This window comes from Mycobacterium colombiense (genome assembly GCF_001953985.1).
GTDB lineage: Bacteria > Actinomycetota > Actinomycetes > Mycobacteriales > Mycobacteriaceae > Mycobacterium > Mycobacterium colombiense_B.
In genome coordinates, this window is sequence record NZ_MBEI01000049.1 from 177870 (window position 1) to 191595 (window position 13726).

General features: G+C 67.6%; 11 protein-coding genes. 4 read left to right on the forward strand and 7 right to left on the reverse strand.

Annotation, left to right across the window (positions count from 1 at the left end):
* Positions 1–235 precede the first annotated feature (235 nt).
* A complete protein-coding gene (locus tag A5732_RS12530; RefSeq protein WP_432760621.1) occupies positions 236–1339 on the reverse strand; it encodes a methyltransferase in 1104 nt (367 codons plus the stop codon).
* A gap of 238 nt (positions 1340–1577) precedes the next feature.
* Between A5732_RS12530 and A5732_RS12535 the strand changes: the two genes are divergently transcribed.
* On the forward strand, positions 1578–3518 hold the full coding sequence (locus tag A5732_RS12535) for an alpha/beta hydrolase (protein WP_076050854.1): 1941 nt from the start codon (positions 1578–1580) through the stop codon (positions 3516–3518).
* A gap of 95 nt (positions 3519–3613) precedes the next feature.
* Positions 3614–4087 carry an LppA family lipoprotein gene (locus tag A5732_RS12540; protein WP_065054937.1) on the forward strand — a complete coding sequence of 158 codons (474 nt, stop codon included), beginning with the start codon at positions 3614–3616 and terminating at the stop codon, positions 4085–4087.
* Positions 4088–4096: 9 nt separating this feature from the next.
* On the opposite strand, the gene A5732_RS12545 is transcribed toward A5732_RS12540, so the two are convergent.
* Positions 4097–5071 carry a DMT family transporter gene (locus A5732_RS12545; RefSeq protein ID WP_076102344.1) on the reverse strand — a complete coding sequence of 325 codons (975 nt, stop codon included), beginning with the start codon at positions 5069–5071 and terminating at the stop codon, positions 4097–4099.
* 73 nt (positions 5072–5144) lie between these two features.
* Here A5732_RS12545 and A5732_RS12550 point away from each other — a divergent pair, with 73 nt between their 5' ends.
* Positions 5145–5645 carry a hypothetical protein gene (locus A5732_RS12550; RefSeq protein WP_076102345.1) on the forward strand — a complete coding sequence of 167 codons (501 nt, stop codon included), beginning with the start codon at positions 5145–5147 and terminating at the stop codon, positions 5643–5645.
* A 9-nt stretch (positions 5646–5654) separates the two neighbouring features.
* Here A5732_RS12550 and A5732_RS12555 read toward each other — a convergent pair whose 3' ends face one another.
* The 4 genes from A5732_RS12555 to A5732_RS12570 form a co-directional block, all read right to left on the reverse strand.
* Positions 5655–7640, reverse strand: a complete 1986-nt coding sequence (locus A5732_RS12555; RefSeq protein WP_076102346.1) for a molybdopterin-containing oxidoreductase family protein — start codon at positions 7638–7640, stop codon at positions 5655–5657.
* A 132-nt stretch (positions 7641–7772) separates the two neighbouring features.
* Positions 7773–9122 carry a hypothetical protein gene (locus tag A5732_RS12560; protein WP_076102347.1) on the reverse strand — a complete coding sequence of 450 codons (1350 nt, stop codon included), beginning with the start codon at positions 9120–9122 and terminating at the stop codon, positions 7773–7775.
* Between the two features lie 105 nt (positions 9123–9227).
* The gene (locus tag A5732_RS12565) at positions 9228–10457 is read right to left on the reverse strand and encodes a cytochrome P450 (protein WP_076050886.1); all 1230 of its coding nucleotides are present in this window, start codon (positions 10455–10457) and stop codon (positions 9228–9230) included.
* Positions 10458–10610: 153 nt separating this feature from the next.
* Entirely contained in the window at positions 10611–11513 is a 903-nt protein-coding gene (locus tag A5732_RS12570) for an NYN domain-containing protein (RefSeq protein WP_076102348.1), read from the reverse strand.
* A gap of 34 nt (positions 11514–11547) precedes the next feature.
* Here A5732_RS12570 and A5732_RS12575 point away from each other — a divergent pair, with 34 nt between their 5' ends.
* Positions 11548–12426, forward strand: a complete 879-nt coding sequence (locus A5732_RS12575; protein ID WP_076050848.1) for an alpha/beta fold hydrolase — start codon at positions 11548–11550, stop codon at positions 12424–12426.
* Here A5732_RS12575 and A5732_RS12580 read toward each other — a convergent pair.
* Positions 12423–13682: a cytochrome P450 gene (locus tag A5732_RS12580; RefSeq protein WP_076050847.1), complete on the reverse strand. Its 1260-nt coding sequence runs from the start codon at positions 13680–13682 to the stop codon at positions 12423–12425. The two genes, A5732_RS12575 and A5732_RS12580, sit on opposite strands and share 4 nt — an antisense overlap.
* Positions 13683–13726: the final 44 nt, after the last annotated feature.

Sequence of the window (13726 nt, forward strand, 5' to 3'; positions counted from 1 at the left end):
TGCTCACCGCCCCGCTCCTCCCACTTGACGTTTGTCTAATAACTTCATCGATACCCTCATGCCGGCCATGCAAACGCGCGCGGGGCAAACCACTTGGAATTGGCTGGCGTGTAGCGGCGGCGTGATGGACGGGCCACCGCTGAATGCCGGTTGCCGGACTCTGGTTGGTGTGGCAACGGTGCGCTAGGCGCTCATCGAGCAAGCGAAAATCAGGCGGGCCGTCAGCTCGCAGCGTTCAGCTGGGCACGGCTTCGATGACGCAGAGCGGCCCTGCCGTCTGCACCACGCGCTGCAGCCGGAAGCCGCCACGCTCGAGTAGGTCGGTCCACTGCTTGAGGCTGCGTTCCAGTGCACCCGCCATCACCAGCATCTCCATATCGGCATAGTGGCCGAGGAACTCGCGGTCATGATCCGGGATCACCATCTCCAGCAGCAGCAGTTTCGCACCCGGAGGGGCCGCGGCCTTGATGGTGTTGAGGATCGCGATGGCTTTGTCGTCGGGCCAGTCGTGGATGACGTTCTTCATCACATAGGCATCAGCGGACGGCACGCTGTCGAAGAACGATCCGCCCGTAACCGTGACTCGGTCGGAGACTCCGTGCGCGGCCAATATCGGCGGCGCTCCCTCGACCGCCTCGGGGAGGTCGAACAGCACGCCGCGGGCGTCGGGGGCGGCGGCGAGAAGCGATGACAGTAGCCGGCCGTGGCCGCCTCCGATATCGGCGATGACGCCGAAGTTGCTGAAGTCGTATGCGGCGACCACCGCCGCCTCCAACACCGCCGACGTGGACGTCATGGCGGCGTTGAAGATCTCCGCGAACTCGGGGTCGTCGCGGAGATAGTCGAACACGTCTTTTCCGAACACTTTCGGGGGGTTCGGCTCTCCGGTGCGCACCGCATCGGCGAGCCGCGTCCAGTTCGCCCGGTGTTGCGGGGAGCCGTAAAGCAAGGCGACTCCACGCGTGGAGATCGGCGAATCGGTGCGCAACGTGTCGGCCAGCGCGTTGAGCGCGAAACGACCGTCGCGGCGCCTGCGGAACACGCCGCGGCTGATCAGCAACCGCATCAGCCGCGCCACGCTGTCCGGGTCGGCTCCGATGCGACGCGCCAAATCCTCGTTGGTCAGCGGACCCGCGGCGAGCGCGTCGGCGATGCCTAGCTGCGCGGACGCGGAGATGGCCTGCGACAGAAAGCCCCCGAAGATGATGTCGATGACCGTGATCGGCGGAGGTGCCAGTCGCTGGTACAGACGCCCCACGTGATGACGGACTCGCTCGACCGCGCGAGCCACCCGGGCGGGCGGCAGCTTCGGAGTTGATGTCGGTGACTTGGGCGGCATCGTTGTCCTTTCCGCGGGGGGTTTCGCGCTCGATCTTGTCTCATATTGAGACCGAAAGCATCGGGCCGGTGCCGTTTCTGGTCCAGTTCAAACGACAGGTCGTGAAAGACCCGTCGTCGGCAACACACCGGTGGCCTCCTCGCGGCTGAGTTGATTGGCGAATCTGCGGCGGTAATCTTTGCCCAGGCGTGGAAGGGGTGGCCGATGGGTGTCGGTCGGGGGAGCGGCTGAGGCTCCCATGCAACTTCGCTACCTCAGCATCCCGGCGCTGATCGCCGCAGCCGGCGGCGACCCGTGGGCGATCAACCGAAGCCTGCAAGCCGGCAGCCCGCTGCAGATCTCCAATCTGGCCGGGGCGTTTCTGCGCGCGGGGCGATGCACGGCGGAGACCAACAACGCGTTCGAGCAGGCCCGCATCCGATTCGAAGCGGCGTGGAACCACCAGGACGGCGGCCATCCGATCAATGACTCCGACGAGGTACAGCGGGTGGTGAAATCGCTTGGGGCGCAGTCGTTGCAGCTGCCCAAGATCGGGGCGGACCTGGAAAGCATCGCCGCGGCGCTGGCCGAGGCGCAAAAGGCCGCGGCAGCACAGATCGCCGCGCTGGAGGCCCAGCTGCAGGAGCTCGACGATCTGATCGGTGAAGCCGACGAGATGGAAGACGACGAAAACCTTACGGCGGCCGACATCGATGCGCTCGAAGCGCTCATCGCCAGGTGTGAGGACGACGCCATCCGCGACACCAAAGCAGCGCTGGGCCAGCTGCAGACGACGCGCGACGGCTACTCGAACACGTTGCAGAACGCCCTCGGAGCGTTACACGGCGACGGCTATGACCCCGCAGCCATCCAGGCCGCCGACGGTCCGCTGTCGCCGTTGCCGCCGTTGCCCGATGACCCCAAGCAATTCGCGCAGGTGTGGAGTTCGCTGACACCGGAGCAGAAAGACGCGGAGTACCAACACAATCCGTACATCGGCAACCACAATGGGATGCCCGCGGTGGACCGGGATCATTACAACCGGCTCACGCTGGCCACCGAGTTGAACGGCGCCCAGGCTGCCGCCGCCCAGGCCGACGCGCTCAAGGCCCAGCATCCGGATTGGGCGCAGGGCAAGAACATTCCGCCGCCGAACGAGCCCGGAGCGATCTTCGACGACCGCCTGGCATACGAGGCGTGGCAACGCCAATACGATGCCGCCCGCAACGGGGCCAAATACCTGCCCGACCTCCAAGCCGTCGACAAGGCCGTCAAGATGAGCCCGGATCGAAAACTCATGCTGCTGGACACTAAAACCGGCAAGCAGGCCCGCGCCGCGATCGCGGTCGGCGATCCCGACGCGTCCACCCACGTGTCGGTCACCGTGCCCGGCCTCAACACCACGGTGCACGGTGCCATCGGCAGCATGTCGGACGAGGCGACCCGGCTCAGAAGCGAAGCGCTCCGACAGCTGAGCCTGGCTCCCGGCCACGAACACGACACCGTCTCGGCGATCGCCTGGATCGGGTACGACCCGCCGCAGGTGCCCGGCTTCGACGACTTCGGCAAGTCGCTGGCCGGCGGCTGGGGCGTCAGCCACGACGACATCGCCAGGGCCGGTGCCCACGACCTGGCCGGCTTTTACGACGGGATCCAGGCCGCCCACCACGGCGGCCCGGCCGATCTCACCGCGATCGGCCACTCCTACGGTTCGCTGACCACCGGCCTGGCCCTGCAGGAGCCCGGCGATCACGGCGTCTCGCGGGCGCTGTTCTACGGATCACCCGGCATCGAAGCGTCCACGCCGCAACAGCTCCACCTGCAGCCCGGCCACGTTTTCACGATGGAAACCCCCGACGACCCGATCCAGTGGACCTACGACGGCCCCGCCATCGCGCACACGGTCGCGCCCTTCCTGCCGCCGCCGTTGAGCACCCTGGCCGAAACCGTCCTGGGCGCGGCCGACGCCAGCGGCGCCGGCCACTTCGGACCGAATCCGGCCACCAACCCCAACTTCACTCACCTCGCGACCGGGGCGGCCACGGTGCCCGACGGCCACGGTGGCACCCTCAACCTGGGTGACGCGCACGGGCACAGCGACTACCCCCGCTTCCCCGACGGCGGCGGCACCAGGACGACCAACTACAACATTGCGGCCGTGCTGGCCGGACTGGGAGATCAGGCGGTTCCGCAGAAGTGACGAACAATCGAATAACGAGCACCCCGAGACGGCGGCGCCACGGACTGATCTTGGCCGCCGTGGCCGCCACCGCACTAGCCGCAACAGGATGCCACGTGAATCAGCCCCACGAACCGACCCCGTCCACCGACGCCGCCAAGGCCCTGGCAACGCTGAAATCGCTGCCGTCGTTCGAGGACACCCAAACCCAGGTGCAGGCCGCGATGACCGAGATCACCTCGGCCACAAGCAAATTGATACCCTCGATCACCTGGGAGACCCCGCACGAGGGCTCCGGCCTGGGCTGCGAACGGCCCTACGATCAGACCGACGGGCGGGGCTACTTCCTCCCGGATGAGGTGGCCGCCAATGTCGCGGTCTCCGAGCAGCAGTGGGCGAGCATCCAGGAGACGGCCAAACAGGCGGCCGCCAAGCTGGACGCCACCGACGTGCAGGTCATGCACGACAACCCCGGCAACCACGACGTGGGCTTCTACGGCCCGACCGGAATCTTCATCAAGGTCGGCTACCGCGGCAACCTCGTCGTGTCGGGCTACACCGGCTGCCGATTGCCGCGCGACAAGAAATAGCTCCGGGCCTCACTCGAGGCGATCGCGCCCGCCCGCCGGCCTGCCGCCCGCACCGGCGGCCGCCAGCGTGGCCTCGTCCCGGCCCGGGCACACGCTGGGTTCCTCATTCGGGGCACCGGCGTTGTCGATCGCCTGGCTGCGGCCCAGGGCGACCGTCGCCGCCGCCATCGCCACCACCGCGACGGCGAGCAGGAGCGCGGTCAGGCCGCCCACCGCCAGGTGCTCACCGAGCACGACAACCCCGAGCAGGACGGCGACGATCGGTTCACCCACCAGCATGATCGGCACCGACGCCTGCAGCGCACCGGCATGAAACGCCGAGTTCTGCACCAGGGTCACGGTCACCGCCAGCGCCACCAGCACGTACGGGGCGGGGACGGTCAAGAGCGCATGCCATCCGCCGACCGAGTAGCGATGGGTGCAGACCTTCGTGACGACCGCGATCATGCCGAGCAGGATCGCCACCGCGACGCCCAGCAGCGAGGCCCGCACCCGGCCGGCGGCGCGGTGGGCCGCGATGACGCAGGCGAGCACCGACGGCACGGTGATCGCCAGGGCCAGCGTCCACGCCGGAATCGGGGGACGGCTGTGGCCCTCGCGCGGCTCGCCCACCAGCAGGAAGACCGCCAGCGCGGCCGTCAACAGCATCGCCCACCCCCACTGCACCGGGCTGATGCGCTGGTGGCACAGCGCCGCGCTCAACGGCAGCGCGAACAGGAGCGACGACACCAGTAGCGGCTGGACGAGCATCAGCGACCCGTGCGCCAGCGCCACGGCCTGAAACACGTAGCCGGCGACCGCGGCAAACGTCCCCGCCCACCACAGGGGCTGGCGGACCAGCGTCGTGGCCATCGCCGCGGACATGGCCTCATCACCCGGAACGCGCTGGGTGGCGCGCTGGCGGACCACGATGCCCACCGCGGCCCACAGCGCGGAAAGCAAAGCTGAGAAGATCGCGAACGCGTGCGACGTCACCCACCCCATACCCCGAGGGATACCCTTGACCTCGGCGGAGTTAACTCGCTAGTTCGTCCCGATCGGCCGATCGAAAGGAAACATGCTGCGTAGCAAGGTATTCACGATAGCGGCGGTCGTCGCGGCCATCGCGTCAGCGGCGCTGACACTGCTGCCCTGGATCGACTTGAGCCACTTGGGTTTTCCCATCCGGTGGAATGGTCTGGGCATCTACGACGGCGAGGATGCAGATCGCTATGGCCCCTTGCTCAGTGGCATGGTGGACAGCACGCCGGGTTGGATCGTGCTGATCGCCGCGATTGCGGCTGCCGCCACGTTGCTCGCCGCATCGCGAGCTCGCTGGCTCGGCCTCGTCGCGTGCGGCTGTGCTGCGGTCGCATTCGTCACCGCCGTCCTGTGCTGGCTGTATCCGGCATTGCTGGTCGACGGCACCAAGCACGAGATGGGGGCCTCCGGGCTGGCGGACCGGGAGTTCGTGAACTCCAGCGCGCTGCTGGCCGAGGCCGCGGCCACCGGGGTGCTGGTGGTCTGCACCGCACTCGCCGTCATCAGGGCGAAAAGCGTTGCCAGTGAGGATGCTTGAGGGATCTCGCTAGGCGGGGTGCAGGCTGACGGGGATGCCGGAGTAGCGCACCATGCCGGTTACCACGTCGATGTCGTCCTTGTTGGTCAGGCGGTTGACGTTGGCCACGTGGTGGCCATGCGGGATCGACACCGCGCCGCGCCGGATGGAGTCGTCGACCTTCGCGATGCCGGTCAGTTCGCCGCTGGCGCTGCGGACGGTGACCTTCTGGCCATTGGCGACCCCCGCGGCGGCGCCGTCGTCGGGGTGGATGAGGATCTCGGGGGTCTCACCGAGAAAGTCGAGCTGCCCGTTGAGCTTTCGGCGTTGCCGGCGCGGCACCATCACCAGCGGCGCGGGCGGTTGCAGGGCGGCGAGCTGGTCGACCAACAGCGGTGGCGCAAGCCGCCAGCCGCCCATCCGCCCGATATGGTCGTCGACCCAGGCCGCCGGTAGCTCGTGCGGCGCCTCGGCCCAGCCCACGGCAGCCACCTCGTCGAAACCCGTTCGCGCGCCGGCCAATAGGACGGACAGCACGTCGTCGTCGGTGCTGGTGTCGGGATTGCCGAGGTTGCCGAGGTCGTAACCGAGCCGGCGACCGAGTTCGGCGAACACCCACCACATCGAGCGCCGCTCGCCGACCGGGGCGACGACCGCCGGGCTGTACTGCACCGACACATGAGAACTCAGGATGTCGTGGATGGTGATGTCGGGGCGCTCCAACGGATCCTTGGTGGGCAGCACATGCGTGGCCAGCTCCGTGGTCTCGTTGTTGATGATCTCGGTGGTGGCGAACACCTCGAGGTTCTGCAGGGCCGGAATCAGCTTGCCGGTCTCGGGAAACGAGGTGACCAGGCTGCCGCCCACGTTGATCAGGGCGCGGATGTTGCCGGCGGCGATTTCGTCGGGCAGCACTGCGCACGGCCACTCGTTGATGAAGGCCTGCGCCTCGGGACGGCTGCGCGGTCCGGGGCCGAACGCCCCCTCGATCGGCGTGACGGGCAGGAACTCGCCGAAAGTTTCCAGCTGATAAGCGAATCCGGGATGGAACCAGGTGCCCCCGGGACGGTTCATCGCGCCGGTGAGGATCATCAGCACCCATGCGAGCCACTGGGTGACGTTGGCGCGCTCGGCCGTCATGGTGACGCCGGTGCCGGTTTCGACCGCCACACACTTGGCGGCGCGCACCGCCTCGCACAGCCGGACCAGGTCGGCCTCGGCGACGTCGGCGAGCTGCGCGGTGTGTTCGAGGGTGAACGGCCGCACCGCGGCGGCCAGCGCGTCGACGCCCTGCACCGGTACATCGGTTTTCATTCCGTCGCGCAGGATTTCGCGAACCAGGTAGGCCAGCACGGCGTGGTCGGTGCTGGGTCGCGGCGCCAGGTGGGCGGTGGCCAGCCGCGCGGTCTCGGTGCGGCGCGGGTCGATCACCCACACCTGCCCGCGCCGGGCGATTTCGCGCACCGTGCCGGTCGGGTTGGGCATGGATATCGCATGGCCATGCGACACAACGGGATTGACACCGACGAGCAACAGAAAGTCGGCGTTGTCCAGGTCGGTTCGGCCGGACAAGCCCATGAATCCGCCGACCAGATCCGAGACCAGAGGTTTGGCGGTGCCGTCGATGGTCAGCGGGCTGAACTTGGCCGGTGTGCCGATCGCGGCGTGCAGGGCCTCGGCCATCCGGAAGCCGGCGCTTTCCATGGTGGAGAAGTAGAACGCGACCGACTGGGGTCCGTGCCGGTCGATGATCCCCTTGAGCCGGGTGCCCAGGTCGTCCAGGCAGGCCTCCCAGGTGGCGTCCTGCAGCCCGCCGTCCACGCGCATCCGCGGATGCTCGAGCCGGTCCGGGTGGTGGTGTAGCTGCGGCAGCGCGCGACCCTTCGGACAGGTGTAGCCGTGCGAGAAGGGATGGTCCTGGTCGCCGCGGACACGAATCACCTCGTCCCCGTCGACGTCGACGAGGATGCCGCAGACCGAGGTGCAGACGCGGCAGAAGCTACGCACCGTTTGCATACTTCGGTAACGTACTCTCGCGATTCGAGAAGGCCTATCGCATTTTCGAGAATGATCATGCCTTTTTGGCCAATGGGGCTCTCCGGGAAAATGGCCGCGGTAAAGCGACCCCAGGCCTGAGCGCGAACCAGCTCAGAACCAGGGCCCGGGGTAGCGGCCGTCCTGGTCTTGCACCATGACGATCTCCTTGCACTCGCCATTGGACCCCGGCGCCGTCTCGCCGCGGCACACCAGGGTCCATCCGGAGATGCGCTCGAAGGGGCGCAGCGACCAGTTCGGCGCGACGGGATCGGTTGCGGGCAAGGCAATTACCGAGAATGTCCCGCCGGTGCCGGTGATGTAGAGGTGGTCTTCGAAAAACGCCAGCTTGGCGATCGACATCTTCTTGGCGTCGACTCTGCTCTTCTGGAAGTCCCACTGCTGGCTGCGCAGGTTCCATACGCCGAAGCCGAATTGGGAGGTGTCCGAGCCGTGGCCGTCGACGAACAGTTTTCCATCGGACAGCGCCGCGGTCAGCCCGCCGCCGGAGATCCGGTCGGAATCGCCGATCTTGATGATGGACTTGGCGTTGAGGTCGTAAAACATCGTCGACAGCACCGGGGGGTTGTACGAATCCCAGTGCGTGATCTTCACCAGTTTGTTTGGACCGTCGGTCAGTTCGGCGTCGACGGATTGCACGTCGTTGTCCTGGTAGATCGCTTCCCCGCTGGGCCGGCGCAGCTCGGCGCCGGATGTCTTTCCGGGTTCGGTGTTGCGTTGGAACGCGAGAACGTCCTGCCAGACCCGGCCGGGCTGCGGGTCGTTCCACACCGTCGACAGGTCGCCGCCGGACAGGACCACCGTGCGCGGCGGCGATGCGGCGCCGTGGCCGTCGGTGAAGGCGTTGAGCCACGCTACCCCCGAGGCGGTCGAGGCCAGCCCCCATTCCTTCGGCGCGGCCGGCTTCAGGTCGGGGGCGGGCGGCAGCAGCTCCTTGGTGGCCACCTGCTGGCCCGACTTGGAGTCGAACACGTAGGCGGTGGTGACTTCGGGGGACGGGGGCTGCGCCGGCTTGACGGTCGTGACGACGTACACGACCTTCATCTCGTCGGCCGTGCCGGTCAGCGCGCAGATGCCCCCGGTGAGGTTCTGCCCGGCCGGGACCGCGGGGATCGCGGGCGCGACGTACTGCCCGGTCTTGGGGTCGAAGATCTTCGGCCGGATGTCCTCGAGCGCCGTTTTGCCGGCCGAGAACTTCTCCGGGCAACCGAAATACGCCGTTCCGCCGTAGCTTTTCCAGTCCTTCTCCAGCGGACCGGTGATCGGGGCGGGCGGGGGAGCCGCGCGAACACTGGTTTTCGGGGCCGACGTCGAGGTGGTGGGGGTGAGCGGGGGCGGCGCCGCGGTCTCCGAACAGGACGCGACGGCCAGGCAGCCGACCGCAGCGACCGCGGCACGCTTGAACAGGCGGTGCCGGGTCGCATGCACCCAGGCTGCACGCATTGAAAACCCCCGTTAAGTTCGTGTAACCAAGGAGCGTAAAGCCGCCCCGATGCGACCGCGACTCGGGCGCATGGCGGCCTTTGTCACAACGGGCGCCGGCGACACCTATCGTTCGAACGCGATGGGCAGGCTCTTCGGCCCGCTCAGGCTCACCATCGGCTTCCACGGGGCCGGTCCGGCCATGCGCGGGTTTCGCAGCCGGTTCGCGAGGACGTTCAGCGATTCGGCGATCTCCCGCCTGGCCAAGTTGGCGCCCAGGCAGTAATGCACGCCGCCGCCAAAGGTCAGGATGGGTGGTGCCGCGTCGCGGGTGATGTCGACACGGTCGGGGTCGTCGTACACCGCCGGATCACGGTTGGCCGCAAAGGTATTCACCAACACCGCGGTGCCGGCGGGGAAGGAGTAGCCGTCGAGCTCGGCATCCTCGACCACCAGGCGCAGGGTTCCGCACGCGATCGGCGAATGCCGCATCGTCTCCTCGACGGCACGCATCGCCAGCTCGGGCCGCCGGCGCAGCAGCTCCCATTGCTCCGGGTGTTCGCACAGCACCTGCACCGAGGCGGCCACCTGGTTGCGGGTGGTGTCCGTCCCCGCCAGCAGCAGGCCGCCGGCCAGCATGCGCAGCTCGGCGGCATCCAGCCGGTCGCCCTCGTCCTCTGCGCGAATCAGGTCGGAAAGCAGGTCGTCAGTCAAACTGTCCCGGCGGCGCTCGACCATCTGGTCGACGTAGTCGTCGAGCTCGCGCCACGCGCGCATCACGACCGGCTCGACCGCGCGGAGGTCGACGGTGAAGCTGAAGGCCTTGAACACGTCGTCGGCCCACAACGAGAACCGTTGCCAATCCTCGCGGGGTGCGCCGAGCAGCGCGCAAATGATCGGCACCGGGTAGGGGCGTGCGATAGCGGTGACGACGTCGCACCGGCCCACATCGGCCACCTGATCGACCAACTCGTTCATCACGCCGGCCATGGTGTCGTGCAGGCGTGCGACCGTCCGCGGGGTGAACGCCTTGGAGCACAGGCTGCGCAGCCGATGGTGCGCGTCGCCCTCCAGGCACAGCAGGCTGTTGGCGACCTTGTCCCACAGCGGGCCCGAGTCGATGCCCTGGGCGAGCAGGTTGATGCCGGGCGGGATCTGGAACCGGGGATCCCGAAGAACGGAACGGACCAGGCGGTAGGAGAGCACCTCGGGCCCGTGCGGTCCGATTGCGACGGGAGCCCGCCGCTGCGCCTCCCGCAGCCGCGGATAGACCTGCGCGGGTGTCTCCTCGGGGTCGTACGAAAGCGTCGGCAGGTCTGCCTCGAAAACGCTTGGGGGAGCGGCACCGACGGTCATGACGGTCTCCTTGGTTCCGCACAAGGCTGCGGACGACTTTCAAACAATGTATGGCCGCCCCAGGAGAGTGTCAACGACATCGGTCACTCCTCGACCGCAAACGCCATACACCAAATAGAAAATGCATTGCCGTGGCGACTCGCGCGGCGCTGCTCAATCGTGCGCGCGCAGCCGCACCATCCGCGTCGTCGACGTCTCGTCGAGCTCGACGACATCGGAGCGCGAACGCAGGAAGTCGCTGAATGAGCGGAATCCCAAAGACCTTTCGCTGAACGACGGGTCCATCCGCTTCATCTGCGCCTTCACGGCGGAGTTGTGCAGCCAGTCGACGTCGTCTTTCTCCAGGCCGATTTGCAGCGCCCGCGTCAGCAGCGCGCTGGCGGCGGCCTGCGGGTCGGGCTGCTCGTCGGGCTCGTCCCGCTTGGCCGGCTTGGCCCGGGTGGCCCGTTTCTTCGGCTTGTCCGCCTCCCCGTCGGACGGCGGCGGTTCGGGCACCGGCACCCCGGGCAGCGCGTCGTAGATGACGAACTCGTCGCAGGCGGCCGCGAGCGCGCGGCTCGACGCGCCCGCCACCCCGATGCCCACCACGTACCGGCCGAGCCTCTTGCAGCGCTGGGCCAACGGGATGTAGTCGGAGTCACCGGCCACGATCACCACATGCGTCAGGTCCGGCAGCCGGAACATGTCCTCGACCGCGTCCACGGCCAACCGGATATCCGCGCCGTTCTTCCCGTAGGCCGCCGCCGGGAACAGCTGCACCAGGTCGACCGCGCGGGCCACCAGCTGCCCGCGATACCCGGCGTTGATATCCGCCGACCAGTCGGCGTAGGCGCGGGTGAGCACCAGGGTCCCGAACGACGAGGCGAAGTCCAAAATCGCGGCGACGTCGACCGTCGCCCGGTCCAGCCGCTCGGCGTGCTGCTCGAGGCCCTTGGCCTTGTCCCGCTGGAACGAATTCCGCCCGTGGATCTGGTCGTACCGGGAGATCACGATGTTGTCGAAGTCGAGGTAGACGGCCACTCGGGTCGAAACCGGTTCGGTCATGCCTTCGATCATTGCTGAGCAGGACCAAAGCGGGTACACAGCCCACATGAATGAGGTGAAGTTTCTCCAACTGCACGGCGATCGCATCGCCTATCGCGACGCGGGTGACGGCGAGGTGCTGCTGCTCATCCACGGCATGGCGGGCAGTTCGGAGACCTGGCGGTCGGTGATCCCGCCGCTGTCGAAGAAGTTCCGGGTCATCGCCCCGGACCTGCTCGGCCACGGCGAGTCGGCCAAACCCCGCACGGACTACTCGCTGGGCGCATTCGCGGTGTGGCTTCGTGATTTCCTGGACGAACTCGGCGTCAGCCGTGCCACCGTCGTTGGTCACTCGCTCGGTGGTGGCGTCGCGATGCAATTCGTCTACCAGCACCCCGACTACGCGCAACGGTTGATCCTGATCAGCAGCGGCGGCCTGGGGCCCGACGTGGGATGGGTGTTGCGGCTGCTCTCGGCGCCCGGCGCGGAGTTCGTGCTGCCGATCATCGCCCCGCCACCCGTGTTGTCCGTCGGCAACACGCTGCGGTCCTGGATGAAGGGCGCCGGCATCCGCTCGCCCCGCGGCGCCGAGCTGTGGAGCGCCTACTCGTCGTTGTCGGATGGTCAAACACGGCAGTCGTTCCTGCGGACGCTGCGATCGGTCGTCGATTACCGCGGGCAGGCGGTCAGCGCGCTCAACAGACTCCGGTTGCGCGAGGATCTACCGGTGATGGCGATCTGGGGCGAGTGCGACGGCATCATTCCTGTCGACCACGCCTACGCCGCGCACGAGGCGCGCACCGACGCCAGGCTCGAGGTGCTGCCCGATGTCGGTCACTTCGCGCAGGTTGAGGCGCCCGAGCAGGTGGTGGAGCTGATCGAGGACTTCATCGCCACGGGCGAACGCCGCGATACACAGAGCCCGCAGCCGTCCGGGCCCAGCTAGCGTGCCGCCGGGCACGCCCCCCGGTAGTCGACCTGCCAGTGCTTGATGCCGTTGATGAAGGATGACCGCAGCCGCTGCGGGTCACCGGCCGAGCGCAGGTCGGGCATGTGGTCGGCGATCGCGTTGAACATCAAGTCGATCGTCATGCGGGCGAGGTTGGCGCCGATGCAGTAATGCGCTCCGGTGCCGCCGAATCCGACGTGCGGGTTGGGGCTGCGCAGGATGTCGAACGTGAACGGGTCGTCGAAGACCTCTTCGTCGAAGTTCGCCGACCGGTAGAACAGCACCACCCGCTGGCCCTTCTTGATGTGCACGCCGCCGAGTTCGGTGTCCACCAGCGCGGTGCGCTGAAACGCCGTGATCGGGGTGGCCCAGCGGATGATCTCGTCGGCAGCGGTTTTCGGTCGCTGTGCTTTGAACAACTCCCACTGGTCCGGGTGGTCGGTGAAGGCCATCATCCCCTGCGTGATCGAGTTTCGGGTCGTCTCGTTGCCGGCCACGGCGAGCGTGACCACGAACATGCCGAACTCCGCGTCGGAGAGTCGCTGCTCCTCGGAATCGGCCTCGATCAGCGTGGTGACGATGTCCCGATCTCTTGGGCCGGGGTCCTCGGCCTTGCGTGCCGCCAATTGCATGGCGTACCACATCAATTCGCCGGCCGACGTCAGCGCGTCATGGTCGGCGAACTCCGGGTCGTCGCTGCCGATCATGTTGTTGGTCCAGTCGAACAGCTTGTCGTAGTCCTCGGCCGGTACGCCGAGCAGGCCCGAAATGGCTTGCAGCGGCAGCTCGCACGCCACCTGGCGGACGAAGTCTCCCGACCCGTGCGCGGCGGCGTCGGCGGTGATGCATCGCGCACGTTCGGTGAGTTCGGCGCGCAACCGCTCGACCGCGCGAGGCGTGAAACCACGCGAGACGATCTTGCGCAGCCGACTGTGCTCGGGGTCGTCCATCATGATCATCGACGCCCGCCCCGCCTCGATCTGTCCCTGCGCCAAGTCTTCTCGATAGCGCGGCACGATCGACTTGGTGGCCGACGAGAAGACATCGCTGCGCAGCGACACCTCGCGGATGTCGCGGTGCTTGCTCACCACCCAGTAGCCGCCGTCGCCGAAGCCCCCCTGATCGAGGGGCTGCTCGTTCCACCAGATGGGTTCCGTGGCGCGCAGTTCGGCGAATTCCTGCACGGGGAGCCGATGCGCGTAGATGTCGGGGTCGGTGAAATCGAAGCCCGGCGGGAGGTTCGGTGTCGGCATGGGATTTCTCCTCGACTCCTGCGGCGGTTAGCAAGATGGTAGCC